21 protein-coding genes and 1 pseudogene are annotated in these 26162 nt (G+C 58.2%); 10 read left to right on the forward strand and 12 right to left on the reverse strand.

Annotation, left to right across the window (positions count from 1 at the left end; genetic code table 11):
* Both cysN and cysD read right to left on the reverse strand, forming a co-directional pair.
* Positions 1-181 (reverse strand): annotated as a pseudogene (cysN, locus tag EN804_RS23815) (sulfate adenylyltransferase subunit CysN); the annotation flags it as partial.
* A gap of 2 nt (positions 182-183) precedes the next feature.
* Positions 184-1089: a sulfate adenylyltransferase subunit CysD gene (gene cysD / locus EN804_RS23820; RefSeq protein WP_127279443.1), complete on the reverse strand. Its 906-nt coding sequence runs from the start codon at positions 1087-1089 to the stop codon at positions 184-186.
* Between the two features lie 481 nt (positions 1090-1570).
* Between cysD and EN804_RS23825 the strand changes: the two genes are divergently transcribed.
* Together EN804_RS23825 and EN804_RS23830 are read left to right on the forward strand one after the other, a co-directional pair.
* Entirely contained in the window at positions 1571-2899 is a 1329-nt protein-coding gene (locus EN804_RS23825; protein ID WP_135921522.1) for an O-antigen ligase, read from the forward strand.
* Positions 2900-2916: 17 nt separating this feature from the next.
* On the forward strand, positions 2917-3864 hold the full coding sequence (locus tag EN804_RS23830) for an NAD-dependent epimerase/dehydratase family protein (RefSeq protein ID WP_135921523.1): 948 nt from the start codon (positions 2917-2919) through the stop codon (positions 3862-3864).
* Between the two features lie 42 nt (positions 3865-3906).
* Here the strand turns inward: EN804_RS23830 and EN804_RS23835 are convergent, their stop codons facing one another.
* The 3 genes from EN804_RS23835 to EN804_RS23850 form a co-directional block, all read right to left on the reverse strand.
* Complete coding sequence (locus EN804_RS23835; RefSeq protein WP_127279446.1) at positions 3907-4446, reverse strand: sugar transferase; 540 nt, start codon at positions 4444-4446, stop codon at positions 3907-3909.
* A 121-nt stretch (positions 4447-4567) separates the two neighbouring features.
* Positions 4568-5500 (reverse strand): glycosyltransferase family 2 protein, encoded by a 933-nt coding sequence (locus EN804_RS23840; RefSeq protein WP_135921524.1) that lies wholly within the window; start codon positions 5498-5500, stop codon positions 4568-4570.
* A gap of 177 nt (positions 5501-5677) precedes the next feature.
* The gene (locus tag EN804_RS23850) at positions 5678-7666 is read right to left on the reverse strand and encodes a nucleoside-diphosphate sugar epimerase/dehydratase (RefSeq protein WP_245511814.1); all 1989 of its coding nucleotides are present in this window, start codon (positions 7664-7666) and stop codon (positions 5678-5680) included.
* A gap of 318 nt (positions 7667-7984) precedes the next feature.
* On the opposite strand from EN804_RS23850, the gene EN804_RS23855 reads away from it, so the two are divergent.
* The 8 genes from EN804_RS23855 to EN804_RS23890 all read left to right on the forward strand — a co-directional run bounded on the left by EN804_RS23855 (position 7985) and on the right by EN804_RS23890 (position 15772).
* Positions 7985-8872 carry an ABC transporter permease gene (locus EN804_RS23855; RefSeq protein ID WP_246693474.1) on the forward strand — a complete coding sequence of 296 codons (888 nt, stop codon included), beginning with the start codon at positions 7985-7987 and terminating at the stop codon, positions 8870-8872.
* Positions 8873-8879: 7 nt separating this feature from the next.
* Positions 8880-9545, forward strand: coding sequence for an ABC transporter ATP-binding protein (locus EN804_RS23860; protein ID WP_246693475.1), 666 nt, complete (start codon positions 8880-8882; stop codon positions 9543-9545).
* Positions 9546-9721: 176 nt separating this feature from the next.
* A complete protein-coding gene (locus tag EN804_RS23865) occupies positions 9722-10852 on the forward strand; it encodes a DegT/DnrJ/EryC1/StrS family aminotransferase (RefSeq protein ID WP_135881483.1) in 1131 nt (376 codons plus the stop codon).
* Positions 10849-11787, forward strand: coding sequence for a glycosyltransferase family 2 protein (locus EN804_RS23870; RefSeq protein WP_210237375.1), 939 nt, complete (start codon positions 10849-10851; stop codon positions 11785-11787). Before EN804_RS23865 ends, EN804_RS23870 begins: the two co-directional genes overlap by 4 nt.
* A complete protein-coding gene (locus EN804_RS23875; protein WP_135881485.1) occupies positions 11784-12734 on the forward strand; it encodes a WxcM-like domain-containing protein in 951 nt (316 codons plus the stop codon). Before EN804_RS23870 ends, EN804_RS23875 begins: the two co-directional genes overlap by 4 nt.
* The gene (locus tag EN804_RS23880) at positions 12724-13104 is read left to right on the forward strand and encodes a hypothetical protein (protein WP_135881486.1); all 381 of its coding nucleotides are present in this window, start codon (positions 12724-12726) and stop codon (positions 13102-13104) included. The genes EN804_RS23875 and EN804_RS23880 overlap by 11 nt, the downstream gene beginning before the upstream one ends.
* Positions 13080-14609, forward strand: a complete 1530-nt coding sequence (locus tag EN804_RS23885; RefSeq protein WP_135881487.1) for a glucosyltransferase domain-containing protein — start codon at positions 13080-13082, stop codon at positions 14607-14609. Before EN804_RS23880 ends, EN804_RS23885 begins: the two co-directional genes overlap by 25 nt.
* Before the next feature lie 20 nt (positions 14610-14629).
* Positions 14630-15772 carry an acyltransferase gene (locus tag EN804_RS23890; RefSeq protein WP_135921525.1) on the forward strand — a complete coding sequence of 381 codons (1143 nt, stop codon included), beginning with the start codon at positions 14630-14632 and terminating at the stop codon, positions 15770-15772.
* Between the two features lie 318 nt (positions 15773-16090).
* On the opposite strand, the gene EN804_RS23895 is transcribed toward EN804_RS23890, so the two are convergent.
* From EN804_RS23895 to rfbA, 7 genes are all read right to left on the reverse strand, one after another.
* Positions 16091-16678: a methyltransferase domain-containing protein gene (locus EN804_RS23895; RefSeq protein ID WP_246693476.1), complete on the reverse strand. Its 588-nt coding sequence runs from the start codon at positions 16676-16678 to the stop codon at positions 16091-16093.
* Positions 16679-16831: 153 nt separating this feature from the next.
* A complete protein-coding gene (locus EN804_RS23900; protein ID WP_189524558.1) occupies positions 16832-18019 on the reverse strand; it encodes a polysaccharide pyruvyl transferase family protein in 1188 nt (395 codons plus the stop codon).
* Between the two features lie 53 nt (positions 18020-18072).
* Positions 18073-22602, reverse strand: coding sequence for a glycoside hydrolase family 99-like domain-containing protein (locus tag EN804_RS23905; RefSeq protein ID WP_189524559.1), 4530 nt, complete (start codon positions 22600-22602; stop codon positions 18073-18075).
* Positions 22599-23507 (reverse strand): dTDP-4-dehydrorhamnose reductase, encoded by a 909-nt coding sequence (gene rfbD, locus EN804_RS23910; protein ID WP_135921528.1) that lies wholly within the window; start codon positions 23505-23507, stop codon positions 22599-22601. The genes EN804_RS23905 and rfbD overlap by 4 nt, the downstream gene beginning before the upstream one ends.
* Entirely contained in the window at positions 23504-24574 is a 1071-nt protein-coding gene (gene rfbB, locus EN804_RS23915) for a dTDP-glucose 4,6-dehydratase (RefSeq protein WP_135921589.1), read from the reverse strand. The genes rfbD and rfbB overlap by 4 nt, the downstream gene beginning before the upstream one ends.
* A gap of 29 nt (positions 24575-24603) precedes the next feature.
* Positions 24604-25158 (reverse strand): dTDP-4-dehydrorhamnose 3,5-epimerase, encoded by a 555-nt coding sequence (rfbC, locus tag EN804_RS23920; protein ID WP_127281044.1) that lies wholly within the window; start codon positions 25156-25158, stop codon positions 24604-24606.
* Position 25159: 1 nt separating this feature from the next.
* Entirely contained in the window at positions 25160-26041 is an 882-nt protein-coding gene (gene rfbA, locus EN804_RS23925; RefSeq protein WP_127873144.1) for a glucose-1-phosphate thymidylyltransferase RfbA, read from the reverse strand.
* Positions 26042-26162 lie beyond the last annotated feature (121 nt).

Below are 26162 nucleotides of genomic sequence, written 5' to 3' on the forward strand. Positions count from 1 at the left end.
CGGCGAGTTGGTCCTCGAAAATCTGCTTGGTGTCGGACAACAGCCGACCGATCAACGTCGACTTACCATCATCGACCGAACCGCAGGTCAGGAAGCGCAGCAGCGACTTCTTCTCTTGCGCGACCAGGTAGTCGCGGACGCCGTCCGTTGGAGCGAGGCTCTTTGCCATGATGTGGCGCATGGTCAGAAATACCCCTCGCGCTTCTTCTTCTCCATCGAACCGGCTTCATCGCGGTCGATCAGCCGACCCTGCCGTTCGGACGTGCGTGCCGTCAGCATCTCGCCAACGATGGCTTCGAGTGTGTCGGCGTCGGATTCGATGGCGCCGGTCAGCGGATAACAGCCAAGCGTGCGGAACCGCACCAGGCGGTCCTCCACGACCTCGCCCGGGAGCAGCTTCATGCGATCATCGTCCTTGAGGATCAACATGCCATTGCGTTCGACGACTGGCCGCCGCTTGGCGAAATAGAGCGGCACGATCGGAATGTTTTCCTGCAGAATGTACTGCCAGATGTCGAGCTCGGTCCAATTCGACAAGGGGAAGACGCGGATCGATTCACCCTGCGCGATACGCGTGTTGAAAATCTTCCACATTTCGGGCCGCTGGTTCTTCGGATCCCACACATGCTGGGCATTGCGGAAGGAGAAGATGCGCTCCTTGGCGCGCGACTTTTCCTCGTCGCGACGGGCGCCGCCAAAGGCGGCATCGAAGCCGTATTTGTCGAGCGCCTGGCGCAACGCCACGGTCTTCATCACATGGGTGTGGGTGTTCGAACCGTGATCGAACGGATTGATGTTGTCGCGCACGCCGTCTTCGTTGACATGAACCAGAAGGTCAAAACCCAGCTTCTGGGCCATCTGATCGCGAAATGCGATCATCTCGCGAAATTTCCAGGTGGTGTCGACGTGAAGAAAGGGGAATGGCGGCTTGGCCGGATAGAACGCCTTCATCGCCAGATGCATCAGCACCGACGAATCCTTGCCGACGGAATAAAGCATGACCGGCTTGGTGAAGGCAGCCGCGACCTCGCGGAATATGTGGATGGACTCGGCTTCAAGCCGCTGCAGATGCGTAAGCGCTGATATCATGGACCGTGAGCGTTCTCTCGTGCCTTGCAACAGAAGATCCTACGTCAAAACATCGAGCCTTTTACGCCCGGTTCAAGCTTCGCTTCTGGACAAAGTGTTTCGTGCGGGCGTTCTAGCAGATCGTAACGGCCCAGAACAATGCAGGAGGAGCCCGGCAGCGGTTCGTTCGGGAATGAATTTTCCATGCTTGTGGCAAAACCCGGAAATTTCTGCTTGTACGGCCTCCGGTCGGGAAAAGGCAGGAAAAATATTGCCTGTGAGAGAGTTGTGCGGGGACGCTGCAGGAGTCAACGGTCCCCAACTGCCGGATTTCGGCGGCGATCGATCCGGGCGCACTATCGAAACAGCGACCCAGCCGCTATACGCTTTTCGAGAGCGGGCAAGTGCGTGATGGAGCATGGGCAATTTCGAAGCGAGCACATTCGGTTTCACCAAACATGATGTGCCGCATAAAATTTCTCAAGAATAGCAGGTCCGAAAATTGAACCGGCTTTCATTCATAAGGCAGCAGTTCACGCCTTCGCGGATCAATATCTACTTCTCCATTCTCTGTTTCTTTTCTCCCCCGGTCCTGGGGTCGGTGGTCAGCTTCGTGTTCAATGGCGGTGGCCTGTGGTCCGTCCTGCTGATCGCCTTGAAGAGAAGACGCTTCAATGTCGACCGGGCGATGATGGCGCTGACGATCGCGATCTGTGCCTATTGCGCAAGCAACGTCCTGGCGTCCCTCGTCAACCACGCGATCGTCACGGACGCGCGGCATCTTGTTCCGCTGATCACCTTTCTGTTTTTTCCCATCTCCTATTCGACCTGGAGCATTACGCAAAAGACAACGCTCGTCCGCATCATTGTGGTGGCCAGCATGGCTGCCTGTTTTGGAGCGCTGCTGCTGGCGGTCTATCAGCAATATCGGCTTGGCATACGCGCCGAGGGCGGGGCCGGGAATGCGATCGTGTTCGCTGAGGTCCTCTGCCTTGCAGTGGTGACCTGCGTGGCCGCTGCCCTGTCCGGCATAGAGAGATACAGGATCGCCCTTATCTGCGCTGCACTCGGCGGAACGATCGCCATCATCTACTCCGGTACCCGCATCGTCTGGCTGGCACTGCTGATTACCGGTATCGCGGTTCTGCTGATCAACCAGCAGAAGCTGAGAGGGAGAAATGCCGTTCGCGTGCTTTTGCTGCTGGCCGCGCTCGCAGCCACGATCGCGGTTTTCGGGTCCCAGACGATAGCGGGGCGTGTCGCATTTCTGCACTCGGACTGGGATGCGCTGACCCATGGTGACCACACGACAGCTTTGGGATCGCGCGTCGCCCTTTGGGATATCGGGCTGAAGGCATTTCGGGAGATGCCATTTTTCGGACATGGCGTGGGTGCCACCCGGCTCTTGATCAAGCAGGGTTTTCAGGATCAGTTCGGGATGGATGAAGGTTTCAATCATTTCCACAACGGCTTCCTGACCGCCTTGGTGCAAGCGGGAGTCCTGGGTGCGGTGACGCTGGCGGCGATCTTCGTGGTTGCCGCCAGAAATGCCGCCCGGGTCCTTCGCGACAGCGCCGATCCGGTCGAGCGGTTCGGCGCCACCATGATCGTCGCCCTCGTGATCACCTATCTGACCGCCGGAATGACGGGCATCCTGATCGGCCATGACATTCTGGACTCGGTCTTTATGATCTTCCTGGTGTCGGGAACATATCTTGCCTGTGGCCGCCAAGCTGCGTTGGTGGAAGACCAAGCCCTTCCACCGCTGGTGGAAAGGCAAGCCCTTCCACCAGCGGTGGAAAGCCTGGCCCCCCCGCCAGTCGTCCAGTAACCGGTGCGGGCAAGACAATGAAAGTCCTGGTCACGGGCGCGACGGGCTTCATCGGCCGCCTGGTGGTCCATCGGCTTCGTCAGGCCGGTGTCGAGCTTCGCCTCGCCTCCCGCCAGCCGGAGAGACTTGATGCGGGGGCCGACGCCATGCCGATGCCGGCGTTCGACGCACCTGCCCCGGCTTTCCTGGCGCTGACCAGGGATGTTACGGATATCGTCCATTGCGCGGGTCTGAACAATGACCAGGGCAATGCCACCGAAGCCGACTTTCTGGCAGCCAATGCGCAATTGAGCGCGCGCCTGGCGCATGCCGCCGCCGCGCAGGCAAGCGGACGATTCATCCATCTTTCCTCGATCCGGGCCGTGATCGGCGCGCCTGCCAGCGCAACGATCGACGAAGACACAGTCCCCGAACCGCAGGACGCCTACGGGCGCTCGAAACGCGAAGCAGAAATTGCCGTATTGGGCGCCTATGCCTCGCACGGCCGTACCGACGCCGCCATATTGCGGCTGCCTCCGGTCTACGGGATCGGCATGAAAGGGAACCTGGCGACGCTGATGCGGCTCGCCGATACGGCTCTGCCGATGCCGACAGGCGCGCTGACGGCAAACCGCTCGCTGCTGTCATCGCAATCGGCGGCGGGGGCGGTGTGGCATCTGCTTTGCCATTCGCAGCCGCTTCGTCCGATCTATACCGCCAGCGACGTGCCGCCGGTTTCCGTCGCTGCCATCATCGGTGCCTTTCGCCGCGGTTTCGGGAGACCGACGCGCCTGGTGACAATGCCGGCCGGACCGATGCGGGCGGCCGCCATACTGCTCGGCAAGCGGACGTTCTGGGACAGCCTGACCGCGACCCAGATATGCGACCCTTCGCTCCTTGCCTCGGAAGGCTGGGCGCCTGAAACCGAGACATTGGAGCGGCTGGCCGAGATGGCGCGGCTCCGAAGGCCCCGGCTTCCTGTCTGACCCTGATCCAAGGACCGGCCTCTGCTTCCGGAGCAGGCCTGCTCAGCCGCGATAGAGTGTCCCAAACAGGATGCGAAGGTCGAGCCAGAACGACGCGGTCCTGAGATAGATGGCATCGGTGTCGGCCAGAAGTCGCGGGTTCGACATGTCGATGCCCCTGATCTGGGCCAAGCCCGTCATTCCGGGCAGAGCCTGCAAAACCCCCAGCCGCCTGCGGCATTCGATCAGTTCCGTCTGGGTCGGCAGGCAGGGACGCGGCCCGACCAGGCTCATTTCGCCGCAAAGGACGTTCCAGAGCTGCGGCAATTCGTCGAGCTTGAATTTCCGCAAGCTCTTTCCAACCGATGTCACGGCGCTCGCGGGGGTTTCGTGCGAGGGCAAGGATGGCGTCCCCTGGTACATCGTCCTTAATTTGTGGCAGCGAAAAAGCGCGCCTTCGCGGCCAATCCGCGTTTGGGAAAAAATCACCGGACCGGGCGATGATGCGCGGACGGCAAGAATGGCGAGCAACAGGATGGGAGAGGTTGCCACCAGCAGCACAGCCGCACCGGCGAGATCGAAGATTTTCTTGGCTGTCGTCATGAGTGGCCGATGGGCTCCCTGCCAGGGCTTCACGCGGCAACCGCGAGCGAAGCCCATCAATCCGGTCGACGTAGCATGAGGTCGCCTTGCTGACCAAGCGCGCCAAGCGGTCTTACGATATTCAGATACGACCCAGCACAAAGGCGAGATAGAGCCCAAGGCTCCCGGCAAAAGTCTGTCGATAGACGCGGCTTTTGCGCAGCGCGCCCAGGCGTTGGAAAAGGCTACCTTGCCGACCGTTCGCGAACAGGTCGAGGCATGCCAGCGCGTCCTTCGTAAGGAGATCGCGATTGACGGCGAGGCCGGCAAGATTGAGATCGGTCCAGTCCGCGAACTGGCCCTTGAACAGGCGGCCGAGCCGCGAGATCCGTGCCCGCCACGATACATTGGCGCCGACCAGATTCGCCGCATGCTGGCGGTAGCGTACCAGTGGCCGCGGATCGTAGCGGACGACACCGCCGGCACCAGTGACAATCAGATAGGCCCACCAATCGTGGCTGACGAAACCGGTGCGGGTGGAGGCCCTGGCCAACAGATCGCGCGCGGCGCGGTTGAGCAGGATGGTGTTGCCGCCGGCAATGCTCTGGACGAGCGCGTTGCGGAAGGACGGCGGACGGCTGAACAGCGGCGAATGGCCGACCAGACTCCCGGTTTCGGTCATGGTCGCGGTTCGCGAGCAGGACATCAGCGGTTGCGCCGCGTCAAATGACTGCATCCAGCCAAGGGCGCTTTCCAGCCTGTCGGGCTCCCAGACATCGTCCTGGTCGCTGAAGGCGTAGCAATCCGCATCGATGCGCGGGTCGAGGATCATCGACCGGAAATTGGCGGCAAAGCCCTGCCGCGGGCCCTCCACGAGATTTATCCGGCCTTTTGTCCAACGGGGCTTCCAGGCTTCGATGATGGCAACCGTGCCATCGACGGAGCCGTCGTCGGATATCCAAAGGTCGATCAGAGGATGGGACTGCGCGAGCAGCGACCGCAGCTGCTCGTCGATGAAGGCGGCGCCATCCTTCGTGGCCATCAGGACGGCAATACGCAGATCTGTCTTATCCACCGATGTCAAACGCCTTGCCGCGCGAGGAAACCGCTGCGCACTTTTCCTGGAATTGCTCATCTTTGCCTTCACGCAATTCCGGACGGAAAACCGCTGCGCACTTTTCCTGGAATTGCTCATCTTTGCCTTCACGCAATTCCGGACGGAAAACCGCTGCGCACTTTTCCTGGAATTGCTTTAGCTCGCCTGCCCGGCCGTCTTCGGGACCGCGTCGTGCTGCGCGTTCGCCCTTGTCTTCGTCGTGCGGTCGAGATCGGCCAGGATGGTGAGCGAGGCTGCCTTGTCCTGGCTCTTCATGGATTGCTGCAGCGCTGCAAGCGCTGCCTGGACATCCGACCACTGCGCGACATCGGTGCTCAGGCCAAAAATCTTGGCGATGCTGAGCTCGACCAATTCCTCGTCTTCGCCGTGAAGGGTCTCGTGGAGCTTTTCACCCGGCCGGATGCCCGTGAAGCGGATCGGGATGTCCGTATAGGGGCTTTTTCCCGCCATGCGGATCATCGTTTCGGCCACTTCGAGGATCGGCACGGGCTTGCCCATGTCGAGCATATAGACGGCGTAGTCCTGGCCGGCCGGCCGCGACGCGGCATCGGCCGCCGACATGATGACGAGATCGACGGCCTCGGCGACCGTCATGAAATAGCGCGTCATGCGTCGGTCGGTTATGGTGACCGGCCCGCCGGCCTCGATCTGGGCCTGGAATATGGTCGCCACCGAGCCATTGCTGCCGAAGACGTTGCCGAAGCGCACCGCGATGAACTTGGTGGCGGGGCGGCGCCCGCCCGGTTCGCCGGCCGGTGTTCCATGCAGGGCGCTGACGATCTGTTCGGCGGCCCGCTTGGTCATGCCGAGCACGGACGTCGGATCGACGGCCTTGTCGCTCGAGACCATGACGAATTGCGCCACGCCGCACCTGGCGGCGACCTCGGCGCAGACAAGCGTGCCGAAGACGTTGGTCTGGATGGCCGATTCCCAGTTCTCCTCCAGCAGCGGAACGTGCTTCAACGCGGCGGCATGGAAGAGGATGTCGGGTTTGAACTCGGTGACGACACGCGTCATCTGGCGCCGGTCCGCGACATCGACGATGCGGACCTTGAGGCGGTCATGGTGCTTCTCGTCGATATACTGGCTCAACTGGAAGATGCCGAATTCGGAATTGTCGGCGACCAGCACGGCGTCGGCCCCAAGCTCCAGCGACCGCTTGACCAGCGTTCGGCCGATGGAGCCGGCGCCTCCCGTGACCAGGACGCGCTTGCCGCCGACGAAGGCGCCGATGCGCTCGATGTCGGACGCCACCGTCGGGCGGCGCAGGATCGTCTCCATCTCGACGGCGTCGAGAACGAGCTTTCCCTCCTGGCCCAGCTGCGAAAGCCCCGCGAACTGCACGACCCCGATGTCGCCGTGACGCGCGACGCGGACAAGCTCCGAATATTCCTCGATCTCATGCTCGGCGCCGCTGCCGAAGATCAGGAGATCGAGGCTCTTGGTGCCGGTCGCATAGTCCTCCAGCACATCGATCAGGCGCGGCCGGGTCGCCACCACCGGCACCCCTTGAATGCGCGTGCCGAGCGGTGCGCCGTGCTCGGTGGCCATGATGCCGACGATGGAATGGTCGGCGGGCTGCGCCGTGCGCGTGAAACGAATGATCAGGTCGGCCTCGCTCAGCCGCCCGACGAACAGGGCCTGTTTGGCGCGCGCCGTGTCGGCCTTGCCGTTCAGGACGCCCCAGCTCGCGCCGTCGCGCAGGAAGCGGTAGAACAGCCGGGGCGCCGAGATGATGGTGAAGGAGACGAGCAGGAAGACGATGAACTGGCGCTCGTTGAGGCCCGCGACAGGCTGGAAGAAGCGCACGACCAGCGAGACTGCGTAGAGCACGAATGTCAGGATCGCGCAGCTCTTCAGGATGTTGAAGAAATCAGGCGTCGAGGCGAAGCGCCAGACCGTGGTGTAGAGGCCGCAATATCTGAACAGAAGATGGCTGATGAGAACGATGCCGGCCCAGGTGACAAGGCCCTCCGTGGAGAGCGCCCCGAACGAAAGATCCGACCGCGACAGAACAAGGCTGAGCGCCACGGCGACCAGGACCATGACCACGTCCTGGACCATGATGAAGGCGCGCCGCACCTGTGGCCTGAGCCCGAACACAGCTTCCAGGGAAGTATTCATTAGGCAGTACTAAACTCCAGGCTGTCGGCATGACTACCCGCAAAGTGTCAGCACGAGAACCATTCGTGACCGTCACACTTCCAAGTAGCATTTCCGGCCCCCGCCTGCTGTATCGCATACTGCGGGCCGCGGGGCATAGCCAGATGTTTTTTTTGGGAGAACGAGTGATCTTTGGGAAGCGTGAGGCCCGGTTCGCGGAAAATTTGCGAAGCCACAGTTAGATATTGCTCATTAACCGCCGCACCCTCGTCAGCATATGTCCAGTTTTGCCGCAGTTGACTCTGCGCTGGACCTCGCTACGACGCAATGCGTTGCCATATGCCCGTCGAAATGTCTATTAGAGACGGGCTTGGTGGTTCGCTATGGCCAGCGAAGGATAATGCGCCGAAACAACAGATTGCGATACTCCCAGCTATGATTGCGGCACTAAACGGCGCTTTTGACGACATCTCAAAAGCGATGAAATTACACCGGGTCTGGGTAGCGCTTGCCCATGAAGACATCGGCGACCAGCACAGGCGCACGACGCTTGGCCCGCTTTGGATGCTGGTCAACTATCTGGCATTCATTGGAACCTTCATCTTCGTTTTCAAGACCAGCGACACGGACTCGACCGGCTACACAGCGTATGCATCGATCGGCCTCGTTGTCTGGTTTTACCTCATGGAAATGATTAGCCTTAGCGTGCCTCTGTTCTCGCGCGAAGGAAGTTTCATTCAAGGCACGAGGCTGCCACTTTTTGTGTACGTAATGCGACTGACACTACAATGCATCATCCGTGCACTCTATTCGGTGGTGGGTTGCATCGCGGTCCTGCTGTTGAGTGGCTTGGGAGTCAGCCCAGAGTGGCTTTTGTCGGTCCCGGGACTGCTGCTGATCGTTCTCGCAACGCCAGCGATGGTAACTGTCTTCGCGTTTCTGGGTGCTTTCTTTCCCGACGCTCAGTTCATAGTCGGCAACATCATGCGTGTCGGAACATTTCTTACACCCGTTTTCTGGGTCTACCATGGGCAAAGCGGCATACAGAACTACGCCTTTCATTGGAATCCCTTCACATATTTCCTCGAGGTGGTGCGCACGCCAATTGCGAACGGCGAATTCCCAATGCATGCCTTTGCTGTCACTGCCTACATCTCCTTGGCTTTCTGGGCGATTGCGTTGCTGTTGCTGGGCAGATATCGCAAGCGCGTCGTTTTCCTGATCTGAGCTCCGAATGATTTCCGTCAAGCTAAACAATGTCAGTCTCTCCTATCGTCTCTATGAGAAGTTGACGCTTTCGGCGCCCGACCGGCGCTTGGATGGTCTTGGAGGCAAGATCGGAAGCTCCGGAGGCAAACAGGTCGTACAAGCGCTCGAAGACGTCAGCTTCGAACTCAAAGCGGGCGATCGGCTGGGTTTGGTCGGCCCAAATGGGGCCGGCAAGACGACACTGCTCAAGGTGCTGTACGGCATCTATCAGCCGTCCGGCGGTACGGTATCCATTGAAGGCAAAGTCGATGCCTTGTTCAACATCAACATAGGATTTCGTCCCGAGGCGACGGGACGGCGAAATATTGTTCTGAGAGGCCTGATCAGCGGTTGGACGGAGGCCGAGATCCAGGAAAAAATGGAGGAGATCATCGCCTTCAGCGAACTTGGCGACTTTATTGATGTCCCGTTCAAAACGTACAGCCAAGGCATGGCCGCCCGTCTCGCCTTCTCGGCGGCAACAACACTCGACCCAGAAATTCTGCTGATGGACGAGTGGATCGGCGCCGGCGACGCCGCGTTTCAGGCAAAAGCCAAACGACGCATGGATGAGCTGGCAGAAAAGGCTGGCATCATCGTCCTGGCGACTCACAATGAAAGCCTGCTCGAAAGCGTGTGCACGAAAAAATGACGCTTAAGAATGGAAGGGTGGAATCCTTCACGACCAAACCGATAAAGAGGGTCGGAACGTCGGCCAAATCTTAGATGCGCCAAATTCTCTTTTGGAATGCCGCCTCTTGAGCTTGCTAAACGTTCCGCCCTGCGAACAACTTTCAAATGAAGTAAGCTTAAGCAGATGAGTTGCCAATGACGAAACAAGACTCTGTTCCGATGAATGATCTGAAGCGCCTGTATCGACGCCATCAGGTCGAGCTAGAGCGTGAGGTGACCAACACCTTGCGTTCGGGATGGTGGCTCAACGGCATGATGGGCAGGAAGTTTGCAACAAATTTTGCAAGGTTCATAGGTGTTTCGGAATGCGTCCTCGTCGCCAACGGCACTGATGCGCTCGAACTTGCATTGGCCGCTGTCGCCAAGCGAAACGGCCAGCGCGGGCGCGAGGTTCTCGTGGTGGCAAATGCTGGCGGCTATGCCAGTTGCGCATGTTGGCACAACGACCTTATTCCACACTATGTCGACATTGAGCCGGCCAGCCAGCTCATGGACCTTCAGTCGGCGCTCAAAGCAGCCAACGCAGACACCGCTGCCATCGTCGTTACTCACCTCTATGGCGGCACAGTCGACGTTCGGGCCATCAGAGCCGGACTCGCCGATGCTGGCCTGTCGCACATTCCAATTGTGGAAGACTGCGCACAAGCACACGGAGCAAGGATCGGCGGCAATGTGGCGGGGTCGCTGGGCGATATTTCCACATTCAGCTTCTACCCGACCAAGAATCTCGGGGCCATGGGTGATGGCGGCGCCGTTCTCACTTCCGACGTGGGCGCCGCCGCGCACATACGGCAGTTGCAGCAATATGGCTGGAGCTCAAAATATCACGTCGGCGTGCCCAACGGCCGCAACTCTCGTATGGATGAGGTTCAGGCCGCGATATTGGACGTTTTGCTCGGCGACGTAGGTGATCGCAATGGACAACGGCGCGCCATCCTCGATCGGTACAAATCGGTCGCCGGGCGTAGATTGCAGTTTGTGGAAGGAGGAGATGGCGCTGTCGCGCACCTCGCCGTTGCGCTGTGCGACGACCGGGATTCATTCCGAACATTCATGAAAGAGCATGGCGTCGACACCGATATCCACTATCCTGTATTGGATTGCGACCAGGTCGGCTGGGCCGAACTGCCCATGAAAGGAATGGAAAACCTCACCGTTTCAAGAGTCAGCGTCAACCGCCTCTGTTCCGTCCCGTGCTATCCGGACATGACCGAAAACGAAGTGGAAAGAGTATGCCTGGCCTTGAATGAATGGGAAGCAAGGTGACGACACGCTCGATCGTTTTTCCGATCTACCGGAACCAGGCGAACATACCCTCGCTTCTGCAGGCGGTCGCCAATTTTCATTCCAGATACCAAGGCGACATCGAGTTCGTCTTTATTGTCGACGGATCGCCTGATGAATCCGGTCCTCTGCTGGTAAAGGAATTGAAGGGCTCGGGCTACGATTACAAGATCATCTTCCATAGCCGGAACTTTGGTTCGTTCACCGCCATTCGGACCGGGCTTGAACATGCGTCAGGCGACCAGGTCGCCGCCATGGCCGCGGATCTGCAGGAACCGCCAGAGCTGATCGTCGAATTCTTTTCCAAACTGCAAAAGGATGAGGCGGACGTGGTGTTTGGTCAGCGGGTCGGACGTAGTGATCCTCCGCTGACCAAATTTCTGTCCAGGGCGTTCTGGGGCGCCTACCGCAGGCTGGTCCTGCCCAGCATGCCGAGTGGCGGCGTCGATATCTTCGCCTGCAACCGGCAGGTGCTGCAAGCGATCCTGTCGATCGAAGAGCCGAACAGTTCGCTCGTGGTGCAACTGTTCTGGGTCGGTTTCAGGCGGGAATTCGTGCCCTACCGCCGGCGCGAACGAGAGCACGGAACAAGCGCCTGGGACATGGCACGGCGGTTCCGATACATGATGGACAGCATTTTCTCGTTCTCCGATTTTCCGATCATGCTCACGCTGTGGGTAGGTTTTGCAGGCTGTGTGCTAAGCCTTCTGTTTGCAGCCATTACCGTGATTGCTCGCCTGCTTGGCAACATCGACCCCGCCGGTTACACGACGCAAGTGCTGCTGATCACCAGTTTCGGGTCGGCTAGTCTCCTGGTTCAGGGCATTCTTGGCTGTTATCTCTGGCGGGCAGTTGAAAACACCAAGTCGCGCCCCCTCAGGATCATCAGCCGCATCGTTGACGGAACCGCCAAATGACCGCCAAGCCATTTTTCGTCCATGAGCGTGGCATCTGCGAAAGCACCCGTGTAGGGGACGGGACACGCATCTGGGCTTTCGCCCACGTGCTCCCTGGCGCTACGATTGGCTCCAACTGCAACATCTGCGATCAGGTCTTCATCGAGAACGACGTGATCGTCGGCGATGATGTGACCATCAAAAGCGGAGTCCAGTTGTGGGACGGAATACGCCTCGGCAACCGTGTGTTTGTCGGCCCGAATGCGACCTTCACCAACGATCGCTTCCCGCGCTCCAAGCAATATCCCGAGAAATTTCCGCTGACGACGGTCGAAGACGGGGCGTCGATCGGCGCCAACGCGACGATCCTGCCCGGCATCATTGTTGGCCGCGATGCGATGATCGGGGCCGGCGCCGTGGTGACCAAGAACGTGCCCGCCAATGCCGTTGTGGTCGGAAATCCGGCCGTGATCGTGGGCTACCAGACCGGTCCGCAAATCGTGCCGGCGCTGACGCAGACCTCCCCAGGTGCAGTCGGCGAGAAAATGTCGCTTGGGGTCGGCGGCAGCGAACTCTGGCGGCTGCCGCATTTCAGCGACTTGCGGGGCGAACTCGCGCCGCTGGAATTCGGTTCGAACCTGCCGTTCAATCCGATCCGCTCATTCCTGGTTTATGGCGTGCCGTCGGATAAAGTCAGGGGTGAACACGCGCATCACAAGTGCCATCAGTTCCTCATCGCGGCTCATGGCCGGCTTTCGGTTGTCATGGACGATGGCCATGACAGAAAGGAGGTTTCGTTAACCGAACCGTCGATCGGCCTCTACATTCCGCCAGGGATCTGGGGAATTCAGTACAAATTTCAGCCAGATACGGTCCTGCTGGTCATGGCTTCGCACCCCTACGAAGCTAACGACTACATCAGGGATTACGCGGATTTCCTGGATACGGTCCGTCAGGATGGCCGCTGATCGTATTGGCGGAGATGCTGTCCGCTTCCTTGTCGCCGGAGGGCTCAACACCGCGCTGACCAGCCTTATATATTTCGCCGGTCTCACCATGCTCCCTTCGAGTCTGTCTTATGGGATCGCCTGGCTAGCGGGCCTGGTGTTCGTGATGGTGTTTTATCCCGATCGCGTCTTTCCCGGGGGCCGTACAGGCCTCGCGGACCGAGTGGCGATCGGCGGCTCGATCACCATCGTATTCGTGATCGGGTTGGCAACCCTCAAGGTGATCGAGAGCGCCCTGAAAAGCACCGCAGCGGCATTCTTCGTCACCCTGGCAGTTACAACCGCCCTCAATTTCCTGATTTCTCGATGGATACTGCGCAGATCATGCTGACCCGACCCACCGCAATACCATCGGCCATCAATCTTTTTGCGATTTTTGTCGCGATGTATTTTTCTGAACTGGCCTCATTCCCTCTATCCATAGATGAAGAGGTGACCGCCTTCAGGACCGACTCGTCGATCTGGATCTATCAGGGGCGCTGGGGCGCATATCTGATTGAGAGATTCCTTATTCCTAACCCGATCATGCCTTTTTTTGCGCCGGCCGTCTTTGGTGCCGGCTGCGTAGCCGCGTATCTTCTCGTCATGGACGCTATCAATAAACATGAGCTTTCCATAGCGGAGTATGCATCCTTTATAATCTTCTGCAGTTTCCCCTCATGGTTCTTCATTGTCGAGTTTTATTCGAACATTGCCGCTATCGGGATCGGTCTATTCGCAGCCGCCGTTGCGCTTTGGCTGATCGCCAAGGAGGACGTTTCGCTGCACAGCGCACGCTTTCTCGGTGCCGTGGCAACCGCAGCCTTCGCAATCTCGATCTATCAGAGTTTCGCGCCGGCAATTCTGGTGATGGGTATAGCGATCTCAGTTCTGCAAGCCCGCGCCGATAGCAATAACTCGGCGCCTAGGAACCTGTTTCGGATCGGCATTCTGCTGGCCGGTTCTATAGTGTTCTATATCATCGGCAACGCCCTCTTCAGGTCGTTCGTCCCCGGCCAAAACGAGTATTTCGACTCACTTTCCCAGCCGGGCTTTATGTTTCAACATCCGGCTACTGTCATTGGGCGCGTGCTTGAGGCGATGGGTAGCGTCTATGGTCTGGATAAGCGTATCTATGGCGTCGCATTGTGGCCAATCCCGCTCTTGTTAGTCTTGGGTGGTTGGACACTCCTGAAGGAATTGCCACACACGAAATTGCTATTGTCGGCAGTAGCCTTCGTTTCGTTGCTCGTTCCCTTCGGCTTTCACTTCCTCGCGGCGGGCAGCATGCCCGTCAGGAGCCTGGTCGGGGTGCCAATTGCGGTATGGCTGTTTGCTTATGTGGCGGTGACGAGCAGAAATTCCAAAGCCAGTGCAGCCTCGGCCATGTTGATAGCGGTAGCGCTTTTCCAGATACAGATCATCCAGAATTATCGTCAGACATCCAACTATCTGGTTGACAAGCACGACACCCTGCTTGCCGGAGCCGTCTACGACAGACTGGCGGCCACGCCGGGTTTTGACGCAAGGCGCACCTATGCTTTAAGTGTGTTCGGCTCGCAGCCATTTGTGACCAACTATCCGAGGCCCCCCGACTCGACAGTGGGTCATTCTTTCTTCGAATGGGACGGGGGCAATTCCTGGCGGATCGCCTACTACATGAGGTTGCTCGGCTATTCCAATTTGACAGGCTCGACCCCGGCTCAAATCGACAAAACAATTGCTCATCTTTCGGCGATGCCCGTGTGGCCGGCGCCAGGCAGCGTGGAAATCCAGGACGACATCGCATTGATACGGCTCGGCGAGACATCAAGCTACGCGAACCAGCAGGCTCTTAAAAGGACGACCAACCAGTGAGAAATAGTGCTGGAGGCAGGATGGGCTTCGAGATCGACAAGGAGAGAGATGCAAAGGCGTCTAATCTACGAATTGAGCTCCCTGGACTCTTGGCAATGCGTTGCTACGCAGCGCTATCGATCGTCCTTCTTCATCTGATCGAACTTCCGAAACTGCAGATTCCCAGCTATCTGTGGTTTGTGCCGACGCATTTTGGCAACGGAGTGCCGCTGTTTTACATAGTCAGCGCGTTCGGCCTCTTTGTCGGATACAGTGGGAAGATCGAGACGAGGCAGGAACTGCGAAATTTTTACCTTCGGCGTTTCCTGCGCATCGCGCCCCTCTTCTACTTCATGATGCTGTTCTACATCCCGTTCTGCTTGGCAATGTGGGGGACCACGATCCCTCTTTCCCAATTCGCCAGCTCGGCGTTGTTCGTCTTCAACTTTGTTCCCAACCACGTCACAGGATTCGTTATGGCGTCATGGTCCATCGGCGTCGAAATGGCGTTCTATGCCATTTTTCCGCTGCTCGTTTTCGCCATTACGGGACTTGCTCGTTCTGTGGTATTTCTTGCGGTAACAGTATTCTTGGCAGCTAACTGGGCGTTGGCATTCCAAGGAACAAAGGGCGGGTTAGCGCTTTTTGGCTCCTTCTCATTGATGGCTCATTTGTTCTACTTCGCGGCAGGGATAGCGGGGTATCACGTTTGGCTGAGGCTTCGTCGGGCTTCGCCGCTCATTGGCCGACTAGTCTTTGCTGCCAGCCTTCTGACAATCGCTGGCCTGATCTGTTTCTCGAGCCAGATAGCAGTCTTCTTCGAAACGATTCTGGGCACGAGCAGCGGTGCAGGCGTCAGAACCGCCTGGGCCACGACGTTGGCAGGCGCCGTCGTTGGAGTCTCTCTGTATCCGCAAAGATGGTTTGTGAATCCCGCCGCAAAGTTGTTCGGCAACGCTAGTTTCAGCATTTACCTCTGGCATCCGGTCGTCATCGTCATCCTGGATCGCCTAGGCCTGTACCGGACAATCTATGCATTCTTCGGTGGAGTATCCTTGCCGCTCGTCGGCTCAGTGATGGCTACTCTTGCGGCGTTGATACCATTGTCGTTGCTAAGCTACCGTTATATCGAACGACCCGGCATGGCCTGGGAAAAACGCCCTACCCTCCCACGACCAGCTTAAGCGCTTTCGCATGCAGGCGACTAATGTCGCCGAGTAGCTTCAGCGGATTGTTGAAGGGACGTGCGGTCTAATGCCGGCTCTCGATCCCAGCAGCCGAGCGACTGGCGCGAAGCGCAACTTGCGGCCGTCCACTCATCTTCGACTCAACTTAATCAGGAACGCCTCCTCAAAGACCAAGGACCTCTGCGTGCCAAATCGGAGCGAACAATCAAACCCTATGGAATCCCTACTGTTCAATTGCCGAACTGTTCTCCCCGACCGAATGCGAAAAACAACTTCGAAGCCGCGGGATATGGATCCCGAATCAGCAGGCAAGCTCTAGCGGGCGCGCTTGTGGGCCAAATATACCTCGGCGAATTCGCCTATTATGCCGTGCCGATGATCATGAAAACGATACACCTCGACATCCATCCCTGACCACTGGTGGATTAGTTCCGGCAGGTCATAGCCATAGTGGAACGTTACGAGCGAACCAGCGTCGCTTACGGGATTTCCATGATACTCCGGCTCGCTGGTGTACTGAATCGTTCCGTCCAGCCTATAGAGCGCACGGCGCTCACTGTCACTCTTGCCCTTGTAGGTGGGAACAGTGAAAAGATACGCTCCGCCGGGTTTCAAGGTCCGGAAAACCTCCTTTGTCACCCGGTCCGGCATATTCACATGCTCCATTACATCAAGCGTTACAACCAGATCAAAGGCCGCATCACTAAACGTCTGCGCTTCCAGATTTTCGTTTCGGACGCCCTTGATATTCGAGCCTAGACGTTCCTTGGGGAAGTACTGCGATTCAACATACCCAGCACATTCCCGCCTCAACTTCGGGGAAATTCCCCGAAGGGTGGGGGACGATTCATGAATAGCGAGGTGGCGCCAATGAGGGATATATCGCGTGAGCGCAAGAGCCAAAGCTCGCTCGCGTGGGATCGATCCGCACCTGGAGCAGAGCAGATGATCGCGATACCATTGGTATTGGGAAGAAAACTCGACGTCAGATTCACAGATAGGGCAGTAACCGGCTCGACGATAAACTGGCTGAGAATCAGAATTCATAGTGCACCATCAGTATTTTCCAAAATGAAGTCGCAAACCGGATACCAGGTTATATAACCGAGAAGGAGCACCGATTGCGCTGTGCTGCTCCAGCCTGTGGCTGATCCCATTTTCCAAAAGGAATTGGGCAAAACGATCATATAGAACGGTGTAATTGCGCTGAAAACCATCATAGTCACCGACCTGTGCAAGATGGTGGACATCCAATCGTCTCACTTTACCAACCGGGACGTGCGGGATGCTCATGAGTTCCGCCATTTCCGTCGTTCTCGAGTCATGGGATATAATAGTTGCGGGAACACCGTTGGTTAGCGCAATCAAGTTTCCGTGAAAACGTGTCCCTATCGAATAATCTACCTTTGATATAAACTTATCCCATTGTGCCAAATCGAAGAACACCTTTGCATTCTTTTTAATGTGCTTTGTATACCTTAACGGCTCAACATCCATATTCATCTCATTGAGCACCGCCTGAGCGTTCTCGAAATCAATTTCAGGCTTATCCCTGGATAGTAACATTCTCATTTCTAGCTCTTCGTTCTGAAGAACGTAGGGATAATGATTGTCAATAGATACTTTTAAAAGGTCAGCCTCAACGCGTCGGGCGGCCTCAGGATCTCCCGAATGCACAAATACGTTTCGCGATCCGTTCACCGCAATTTTCAGCTTGGCGCCTGTTCTCGGCCTCTTTATTTTCAAGTCACGACGCAGCTTACGAAACAGACTTGGGCATCCGATCTCTGTAACGTTTTTTATCCCGAAATCATTCATGACTTCAGCGGTAAAATGGCCGCGAACGCCCACGGTCTTGCTGCGTTCGGATATGACACGAAGGAAGCGCTTACTACCCTCGGGAATATCTGTGACTTTGTTGCCAATCGCTGGCGCTTGGGCACCAAGGCCAGCGACCACGCACGGCAACTTTGTTGGTTCGATAAAGTCGGACAAGTAAGACAAATCAAAGTCTTTGTAGATGAAATTTGCAGCAGCAATAGCTATAATGTCGAAACGTTCATTTACCTCATGTGGGGAGTACGCCAACCCTTGCCCGAATTCTTCAAAGCGAAGCTCTTCGAAAAGAGACTGCCCTATCAGAAGATTTCCGGTGTTGTATCCAACAACTTCAAATTTATCTTCAAAAGCAATCTGCGGATCTGGGTGCGGAGCTATTGGTGCTCCGAGGAAAAGAACCCTCACTAAAATCTCCTTGGTTCTCTACAGAGATGTATGCTCAAGAGTCTACAACATCTTCATTCATGAACCGGGATGCCAAATCTTTCACTAAGTTCCCGTTGGTACATACGTGCTCGCTCCGTCGCGAGAGGCCCAAGGTCGTGGCTTCGTATTGTTTCCGCTTGCACCTGCTCAATCTCACGTAGATGCCTAAGATCGAAATTCCCTATGGTCACGCTCGATTGATGCCGACGGTGGGAATTGAGCGAACGCGGCGAAAAAGCGATCGAACCATTCTCAAGCAGACGCAAATATGTCACCCAGTCGCCGGCGTTGCGCAAAGACGCGATCTCTTCGCTGTGTTTTGCCAAGGTATCCCTGAGCCTCTCCCTTCGAAACAAAACGCCACTGACGTTTGGAATGGTGTTCTTGAGGTAAAGCGCCTCGGCGATCTCCTGGTGGCCATCCACGACGTAGGGTCTCGTCCAGCGAGAGCGGTCGATGTCGGAGACATAGTCGAGATAGTGCTCCGACAAGACGCGGCCGGCGCCGTCTATCTGGCGCGACTGGCAGTAGCTCATGACGACTTCGTCGCGCTCGAAGGCGGGCAGAAGCTCGGCCAGAAATCCGGGATCGGCAAGATCGTCGGCCTCCGCGATCCAGACGTAGTCGCCGCGCGCCATTTCGACCCCGCGCATCCATTGACGGAAGACCGAGCCCGAATTCTGCGCATTCACAACCAGCCTGCACGGAATGTCGCAGTCGGCCAGAAACTGCTCGATGACCTGGACACTTTCGTCCGTCGAAGCATCGTCAAGCACGATCAGCTCGTAGGGCCTTGTCGTCTGATCGGCGATCGAGTTCAGGCGCGCGCCCAGATATCGGGCGTAGTTGTAGTTCGGCAAGATGACCGATACCCGCGGCAATGGCCTTTCCGCGTAAATCATCAAGTCGTGCAGGTAGTGGCTAAAGCTGAATTCCTGGCGGACAATATCACGGCCCACGCCTGCCAGACTTCGAGCCTTGTCCGGATCATCGAGCAGACTACTGACGGCAGCGGCCATGGCCCCGGTGTCGAATGCCGGCACAAGAATTCCGCAATCACGCTTCAGCAAGTCCTGGAAGCCGCCGGCGCCTTCGAAGGCAACGACCGGGACCGTGGCATCAAGCGCCTCAAGCACCACTGAGGGGAATGGATCTTCACGCGAGGTCAAGGCGTAGATATCTGCCGCGAAATAGTATTCCTGCGGATTTTCGACCAATCCCGCAAAGACGAAGCGGTGTTCGAGTGCAGCTTCCCTCACACGTTGCATTTGCTTGGCGTGAAAGACGCGATCGACGTGGCCGACCCAGACAGCAACCACATCCGGCTTGGACCTCATCACAGTGAGGCAAACATCGACGAAAAGATCGAGGCCCTTCCGATGGTCGGCATAGCCCGCGCACAAGATGATGGTGGCATTTGTCGACAGCTGCAATTTGGCGCGGACCGCCTCGCGGACCCGTTGACGGTCGACAGCGTGATAGAGCATGCGCAAATAGAGGCCTTGTGGCCTGACGACTGACTGGCTGACCGGCCGGCCAACAAATTCTTCAAATCCGGCTTTCACGATCTCGGCTGGGAAAACGACAGTGTCGGCGCTATCGGCGACGGCCGTGGCGGCATCGGCGAGGCCGTAGGACGTCAATATTCCGGGTAGCTCGTGAACGAGGCACACCGTGCGGAACCCCGCACGCTTCAACAGCGTAACGAGCTTGCCGGATACGGTGGTGTTCACGATTGCCACTTCCGCGCCGCCGTTCCTGATGGCGGTCAGGCGATTGAACGCATCGGCATCGTCTCGCCCGGGCAAGTTGATCCTGTGCACGGTTGCGCTTTCTGCGAAGCGACCGAGCAGTGGTCCGTCTCCCAGCACAACGAGATCTGGATCGAAACCGAGTTGCTTGAATCCCTTGGCCAAGTTTAGTGCCAGCAGTTGCGCGCCGTGCGGATGGGCGTCGTGGGATACAATCACTATGCGGGGTTTGCATTTCCCGCCCGCCGTCTCCAAAGCGTCGCGGGTCGCCTGGAGATAGGCATAGCCGTTTGCAGTATCGGGCTCCAGGTGCGCGCCTTCCGCCCACTCATTCCAGGCATTGACGAAGACCAGCCGCTCGGACGGCTCTTTGACGTGAGCCAGTGTATCCCTGATGGCGTTGTCGAGCCATTTGCGATAGAGCACGGGGGTGTTGTTGATGAAGACAGTGCCACCGCGCTTGCGGCGCGCCGTGTTGTCCCAGCCGGGGCAAACCGTTCGGAAAAGCTTGTATTTGCGGGACGGATAATTCTCGCTGCGCCGCAGGAAAACCGACCAGTCGTAGACGGTTGCGGCAAAATTCTCGTGAAGCGGCATCACGGTGTGTGTGATGTTTGGCGGCGCAGAATTGTTTGGCGGAAATTCGACAGCAGCATCGAAACCGTAGCGGTCGGGGGACACGGATTCGAAGGACTGGGTATAGGCGAGGAAAATTTCGCCGATGCCGTTCTCCCGGCACCATGTCCGCCAACGCCGGGCTGTGTCCGCCGCCGCCGGAAGCAAGCTTGGGCGGTACACAAGGAGCAGCGGCTTGCCGTCGATGCGGATGTAGCGAGAGTCGCGAAGGTATGGCGCCACTTCGGCGATAAAAGCCAGATCATCCTGAGGAGAGTGGTCTTGGCCGATAAGTATTTCCTGATCCATGCCATCCCAGCGGCGTGACCAGTTTTCATTGGCCCAGCAGAGACAGAACGGCATATCGAGGCTCTTGTCCTCAAGCCAGTTTTCGAGCGGCGTTTCCAGGAGCCGCTTGCCGCCAAACCAATAGAAATAGAAGCAAAAACCTTCCACGCCATAGAGCTTCGCCAGTTCGATCTGGTGACGCTGGATCGCGGTATCGCGCAAATCATAGTAGCCAAGCGCATCCGGCACATGCGGCTGGTGATGGCCGACAAACTGCGGCTGAGCGGGCCTGACATTGGTCCACTCAGTAAAGCCCTGTCCCCACCATTCATCATTTTCCGGTATCGGGTGGAATTGTGGCAAGTAGAATGCGATCACCCGCACCGGCTTTTGAAGCAATGGCGGGGCCTCGATACGCGGCAGGTAGACCGGTTCTGGTGCGAGACTCGGGCCAGACCTGAACAAAACTGCCTGCGAGCCTGCGCCGCCCGGGGAAGCATCGGGCGTCTCAAGGCTTCTCCAGGCGCGATAGGCGTTCGTCATGCCAAACAGCGAGGGAAACCTCGAGAAAACCGTGCTCTTCAACTTTCTCTTAGCACCAAGAGGCAGCGGCAGATTGCGCCAACAGCGGTAAGCGGCGCGAGCCATGATGCGGCGCATTCCGGCGGGCGCCTTACCGATGGCGCGGGCGCGGTTGCCAAGCCCTCGCAATGGCCCTGTGATTTGCCAGGACGTGCTTGCATAAACGGCGTCGAGAACACCATGCAACCGAGCTTGCTCAGAGCGCGCATCTTCCCGATCTGCAAGCAAAACTCCAGTCATTTCTTGCATGGCCGCCAATTCTTTTTCTAAAATCTGCGCCTCTTGAACCCGGGCGACGATTAGCGCCTTCGCTTGTTCAAGTTCATCTTCGCAATCCCTAACAAGTTTACGCATTTCGGTCAGTTCGCTGGAGAAAGCCTCGATTTGCGTTCCCTGCCGCTCAACCAACTCTCTGTTGGTCTCGATTTCTTGTTCCATGGTGACCGGCTTCAAAGACCATGGATTCTCGGCTTGATCGATCGCCTCATTCTCGGTGCCGTCGAGCGGAATCATGCTCCCATCGGCGATGGCGATCCTACCTTGCACCCTGCGCGGCCCAAGGACGTTTTCCCGAATCGGTTGCTTCGTTACGATGCAGAGTGAGTTCAGGAATTCGACGGAATGGATCGACGCAAGAGCGGCATCGTCGAAGGCAATCTTATGTTTTTCGGCGAAGGTGGCCAAAGCCTCCATTCGACTGCGGTTCAGCCCCCAATGTTCATGATTGACCACATCAAGAAGACGTTTGAAAAATGACATTGAGGAAAGAGGATCATAGAGACCACCTTCAAACTCTTTCCAATAGCTGCAATGCAAATCTTCCGCTATATACATTCCTCCCTCTGAAAGGTGAGGAAAATAGCGAGCGAACGAACGTATTATGTCGGACGACGTATGCGATCCGTCGTCTATAATAATATCAAATTCCCTAGAAATCGTAGTAATATTATCTTCTATCTCGTCTGTGTTTGCATCACCGACAATGACAGCGATTTTATCGTCGTCAAAAACCAGATTGCCGCACGCCACATTGATATCGCAGCCGAGAACGATCCCCGCCTTGGTGAAATATTGCCGCCAGATCTCAAGTGAGCCGCCGTTCTGAACCCCAATTTCCAGAATTCGAACAGGCCTGCCTCGGTATTGCGCGAAAACTCGGTCATATGTTTCGAGATAGATCGACCATTTGTCTGAAACCTTGCCACTATGGGCTTGGTATAGGTCGCGAAGTGACCTGTCCCGTGCTCTAACTCGCTTGGGCTCTATCCCAGCGCTAGGTCCGCTCTCACCAATAGCCTGACGCCCAGGCAAAGGACGCTTGCTCATGCGGTCATCGCCTGTCTCGTCTCGCCCGCCACCAGCCGGCGCACCACCTCTTCCGCCGACTGCCGCCAGTCCGGCGCCGTCCATGCAAAAACGCCCGCGAATTTCGCGCTCGATAGCCGGGAATTGGCGGGGCGGCGCGCCTTGGTCGGGTAGTCCATCGTCGTGATATCCCGTACCCGCGCCCAGGGACCACCAGACTTCAAGCTTGTGTCGAGGATATGACGGGCAAAGCCGCTCCAGTTGGTCTCGCCCGTGCCGGCCAGATGATAGGTGCCGAACGCGGCGAGATCCTTGTCGCGGTGCAGCGTGGTGGCCGCATGCAGGATCGCGTCGGCGATATCCAGTGCGGATGTGGGATTTCCCCATTGATCTGATACCACCGAAATCTCGTCGCGGTCGCCGGCGAGCCTCAGCATGGTTTTCACGAAATTCTTTCCGAACGGGCTGTAGACCCAGGCGGTGCGCAGGATCAGGTGGCGCGGATTGGCGGCGGCCACCGCCTGCTCGCCGGCGAGCTTGGAGGCACCGTAGACACCGAGCGGCGCCGTCGGGTCGGTCTCGACATAGGCGTGGGGAGCGCTGCCGTCGAAGACATAATCGGTCGAAAGATGGATGATTGGAGCGCCGAGCCGCGCCGCGGCCTCGGCCACCTTGCCCGCGCCCGTCGCGTTCACCGCGAAGGCCAGATCGGGCTCGTCCTCGGCCTGGTCGACGGCCGTATAGGCGGCGGTCGACACGACGATGTCGGGCTTGGCGGCGGTGATGGCGTCGATGACGGTATCGGGTCTTGCCAGGTCGAGGCCCGGGCGGCCGATGGCGACGACCTCGACGCCCGCGCGCGCCTGGCCGGCCTCGAGCAGGCTCGCCGCGACCTGGCCGTCGCGTCCGGTGACGAGGAGCCTCACGCGCCCACCTTGCGCGCTTCGCCCAGTCTTTCGCCAGCATAGCGCTGTTCGCGGATCGGCCCCCACCACCATTTGTTGTCGAGGAACCAATCCACGGTCCTGGCAAGGCCGCTGTCGAAATTCTCCCTGGGCGTCCAGCCGAGCTCGCGGCTTATCTTGGAAGCATCGATGGCGTAGCGGCGGTCGTGGCCGGGACGGTCGGTGACAAAGGAGATCAGCTCGCGATAGCGCCTGCCGCCGGCGCGCGGACGCCTGGTGTCGAGCAGGTCGCAGATCGTCTCGACGACGGCGAGGTTGGTGCGTTCCGAATTGCCGCCGACATTGTAGCTCTCGCCCGGATGCCCCTTCGTGGCGACGAGTTCCAGGGCGCGCGCGTGATCCTCGACGAACAGCCAGTCGCGCACATTGGCGCCGGCGCCATAGACCGGCAGCGGCTTTTCATCGAGCGCGTTGAGGATGACGAGCGGGATCAGCTTCTCGGGGAAATGATAGGGGCCGTAATTGTTCGAACAGTTGGAAAGCACGACCGGCAGGCCGTAGGTCTCGTGCCAGGCGCGCACCAGATGGTCCGAAGCCGCTTTCGAGGCGGAATAGGGCGAGGACGGCGCGTAGGGCGTCTCCTCGACGAACATGCCGCCGTCGAAAGGCAGGTCGCCGAACACCTCGTCGGTGGAGACGTGATGGAAGCGGAAGCGGCCTTTCCTGTCATCGGACAGGCCGCGCCAGTATTCGAGCGCGGCGTTGAGGATCTTGTAGGTGCCGACGATGTTGGTCTCGATGAAGGCGCCCGGCCCATCGATCGAGCGGTCGACATGGCTCTCGGCGGCAAGGTTCATGACGATGTCGATATCGTCGCGGCGCAGTATGTCGAGCACCGCCCTTTCGTCACAGATATCGGCCTGGGCGAAGCTGTAATTGTGGGCATTCTCGATCGGCCGCAGCGAGGCCAGGTTGCCCGCATAGGTCAGCTTGTCGAGATTGGTCACCCGGTAGGCCGGATTGGCGCACAGATGCCGGCATACCGCCGAACCGATGAAGCCGGCACCGCCCGTCACCAGAAAATTCATCCCGCCGTCCTTATGCACCACATGCTCCATCAAGCGAACACCTCGGCCGTAGCCAGCGTCGGCGCCTTGAGGTCCTTGTCCGAAAGCTGGAACCCGTCGGCCAGCGACGGCCATTCTATGCCGATGGCGGGATCGTCGAAACGGATCGACCGATCATGCTCGGGCGAATAGGTGTCGGTCACCTTGTACAGCACCTCGGTGTCGGGCACGAGCGTGACGAAGCCATGCGCGAAGCCCTTCGGCACCAGGATCTGGTTGCCTTTTTCGGCCGACACTTCGAGGGCGACCCATTTTCCGAAGGTTTTCGAGGCGCGGCGGATATCGACAGCGATGTCGAGAATGCTGCCCCGGATAACGCGCAGCAGCTTGTCCTGGGCACGCGGCGCAAGCTGGTAGTGAAGCCCGCGCAGGACGCCCGGGGCAGCGGAATAGGAATGGTTGTCCTGCACGAAAGTCAGGTCGATGCCGGCCTGCGAAAAGCGCTCGGCATTGTAGGTTTCCATGAAGAAACCGCGTGCGTCGCCATGGCGCTTCGGGACGATTTCCAGCACCCCGTCGATGCCCAGGGATCTCACCTCCAGCATCTTAACCCTCCGAAAGATCGACGACGCGCCGGCGCAGATAGGCGGCGTACTCGTTCTTTCCCAGCCGGCTTGCGCGCTCCAGCACCATGTCCGCCGTCAGCCATCCCTGTTCGAAGGCGATTTCCTCCGGACAGGCGACCTTGATGCCCTGGCGATGCTCGATCGTGCGCACGAAGGACGAGGCTTCGTGCAGGCTGTCATGCGTACCGGTGTCGAGCCAGGCATAGCCGCGTCCCAGCCGGTGAACATGGAGCTGGCCGCGCTCGAGATAGACATTGTTGACCGCCGTGATCTCGATCTCGCCGCGCGCCGAAGGACGGATGGTCGGGGCGATGTCGACGACGTCATTGTCGTAGAAATAGAGACCGGTGACGGCCCAGTTGGACTTCGGCTTTTGCGGCTTTTCCTCGATCGTCAGCGCGGTTCCGGTCGCCTTGTCGAAAGACACCACGCCATAGCGTTCGGGATCCTCGACATGGTAGGCGAACACCGAGGCACCCCTTTGGCGCGATGCCGCGACGCGGCAAAGCTGCGATAGCCCGTCGCCAAAATAGATGTTGTCGCCCAAGATCATCGACACGCTGTCCTTGCCGATGAAATCGCGGCCGATGATGAAGGCTTCCGCGAGTCCATTGGGCTGCGGCTGCTCGGCGTAAGACAGGGCCAGCCCGAACTCCGACCCGTCGCCGAGCAAACCACGAAAAGCCGGCAGATCACGGGGCGTCGAAATGATCAGAATCTCTCGTATTCCCGCGAGCATCAGCACGCTCAGCGGATAATAGATCATCGGCTTGTCGTAAATGGGAAGAATTTGCTTAGAGACTGCTAATGTTAGTGGATAAAGACGCGTTCCACTGCCTCCAGCAAGGATAATTCCTTTCAAGAAGCTCTCCTCGACATGCCAAAGCCCCCCGGCCCTGTGTGCCTGTGCTTAGGTTTCATGCATTGGCTTGTCAATGCGGCATACGACAAACGCGTCGGCCATGTTGGATAGCGGCCATCAA

It is taken from the genome of Mesorhizobium sp. M8A.F.Ca.ET.161.01.1.1 (assembly GCF_004792105.1).
GTDB lineage: Bacteria > Pseudomonadota > Alphaproteobacteria > Rhizobiales > Rhizobiaceae > Mesorhizobium.

What these genes read in the sequence shown, in the direction of transcription:
- EN804_RS23905 (WP_189524559.1), bottom strand. Translation starts at nt 22,602, where the DNA reads ATGAGCAAGCGTCCTTTGCCTGGGCGTCAGGCTATTGGTGAGAGCGGA.
- EN804_RS23830 (WP_135921523.1), top strand. Translation starts at nt 2,917, where the DNA reads ATGAAAGTCCTGGTCACGGGCGCGACGGGCTTCATCGGCCGCCTGGTG.
- rfbB (WP_135921589.1), bottom strand. Translation starts at nt 24,574, where the DNA reads ATGAATTTTCTGGTGACGGGCGGTGCCGGCTTCATCGGTTCGGCGGTA.
- EN804_RS23860 (WP_246693475.1), top strand. Translation starts at nt 8,880, where the DNA reads ATGATTTCCGTCAAGCTAAACAATGTCAGTCTCTCCTATCGTCTCTAT.
- EN804_RS23865 (WP_135881483.1), top strand. Translation starts at nt 9,722, where the DNA reads ATGACGAAACAAGACTCTGTTCCGATGAATGATCTGAAGCGCCTGTAT.
- EN804_RS23890 (WP_135921525.1), top strand. Translation starts at nt 14,630, where the DNA reads ATGGGCTTCGAGATCGACAAGGAGAGAGATGCAAAGGCGTCTAATCTA.
- EN804_RS23850 (WP_245511814.1), bottom strand. Translation starts at nt 7,666, where the DNA reads ATGAATACTTCCCTGGAAGCTGTGTTCGGGCTCAGGCCACAGGTGCGG.
- EN804_RS23880 (WP_135881486.1), top strand. Translation starts at nt 12,724, where the DNA reads ATGGCCGCTGATCGTATTGGCGGAGATGCTGTCCGCTTCCTTGTCGCC.
- EN804_RS23835 (WP_127279446.1), bottom strand. Translation starts at nt 4,446, where the DNA reads ATGACGACAGCCAAGAAAATCTTCGATCTCGCCGGTGCGGCTGTGCTG.
- EN804_RS23875 (WP_135881485.1), top strand. Translation starts at nt 11,784, where the DNA reads ATGACCGCCAAGCCATTTTTCGTCCATGAGCGTGGCATCTGCGAAAGC.
- rfbC (WP_127281044.1), bottom strand. Translation starts at nt 25,158, where the DNA reads ATGCTGGAGGTGAGATCCCTGGGCATCGACGGGGTGCTGGAAATCGTC.
- cysD (WP_127279443.1), bottom strand. Translation starts at nt 1,089, where the DNA reads ATGATATCAGCGCTTACGCATCTGCAGCGGCTTGAAGCCGAGTCCATC.
- EN804_RS23885 (WP_135881487.1), top strand. Translation starts at nt 13,080, where the DNA reads ATGGATACTGCGCAGATCATGCTGACCCGACCCACCGCAATACCATCG.
- EN804_RS23855 (WP_246693474.1), top strand. Translation starts at nt 7,985, where the DNA reads ATGCCCGTCGAAATGTCTATTAGAGACGGGCTTGGTGGTTCGCTATGG.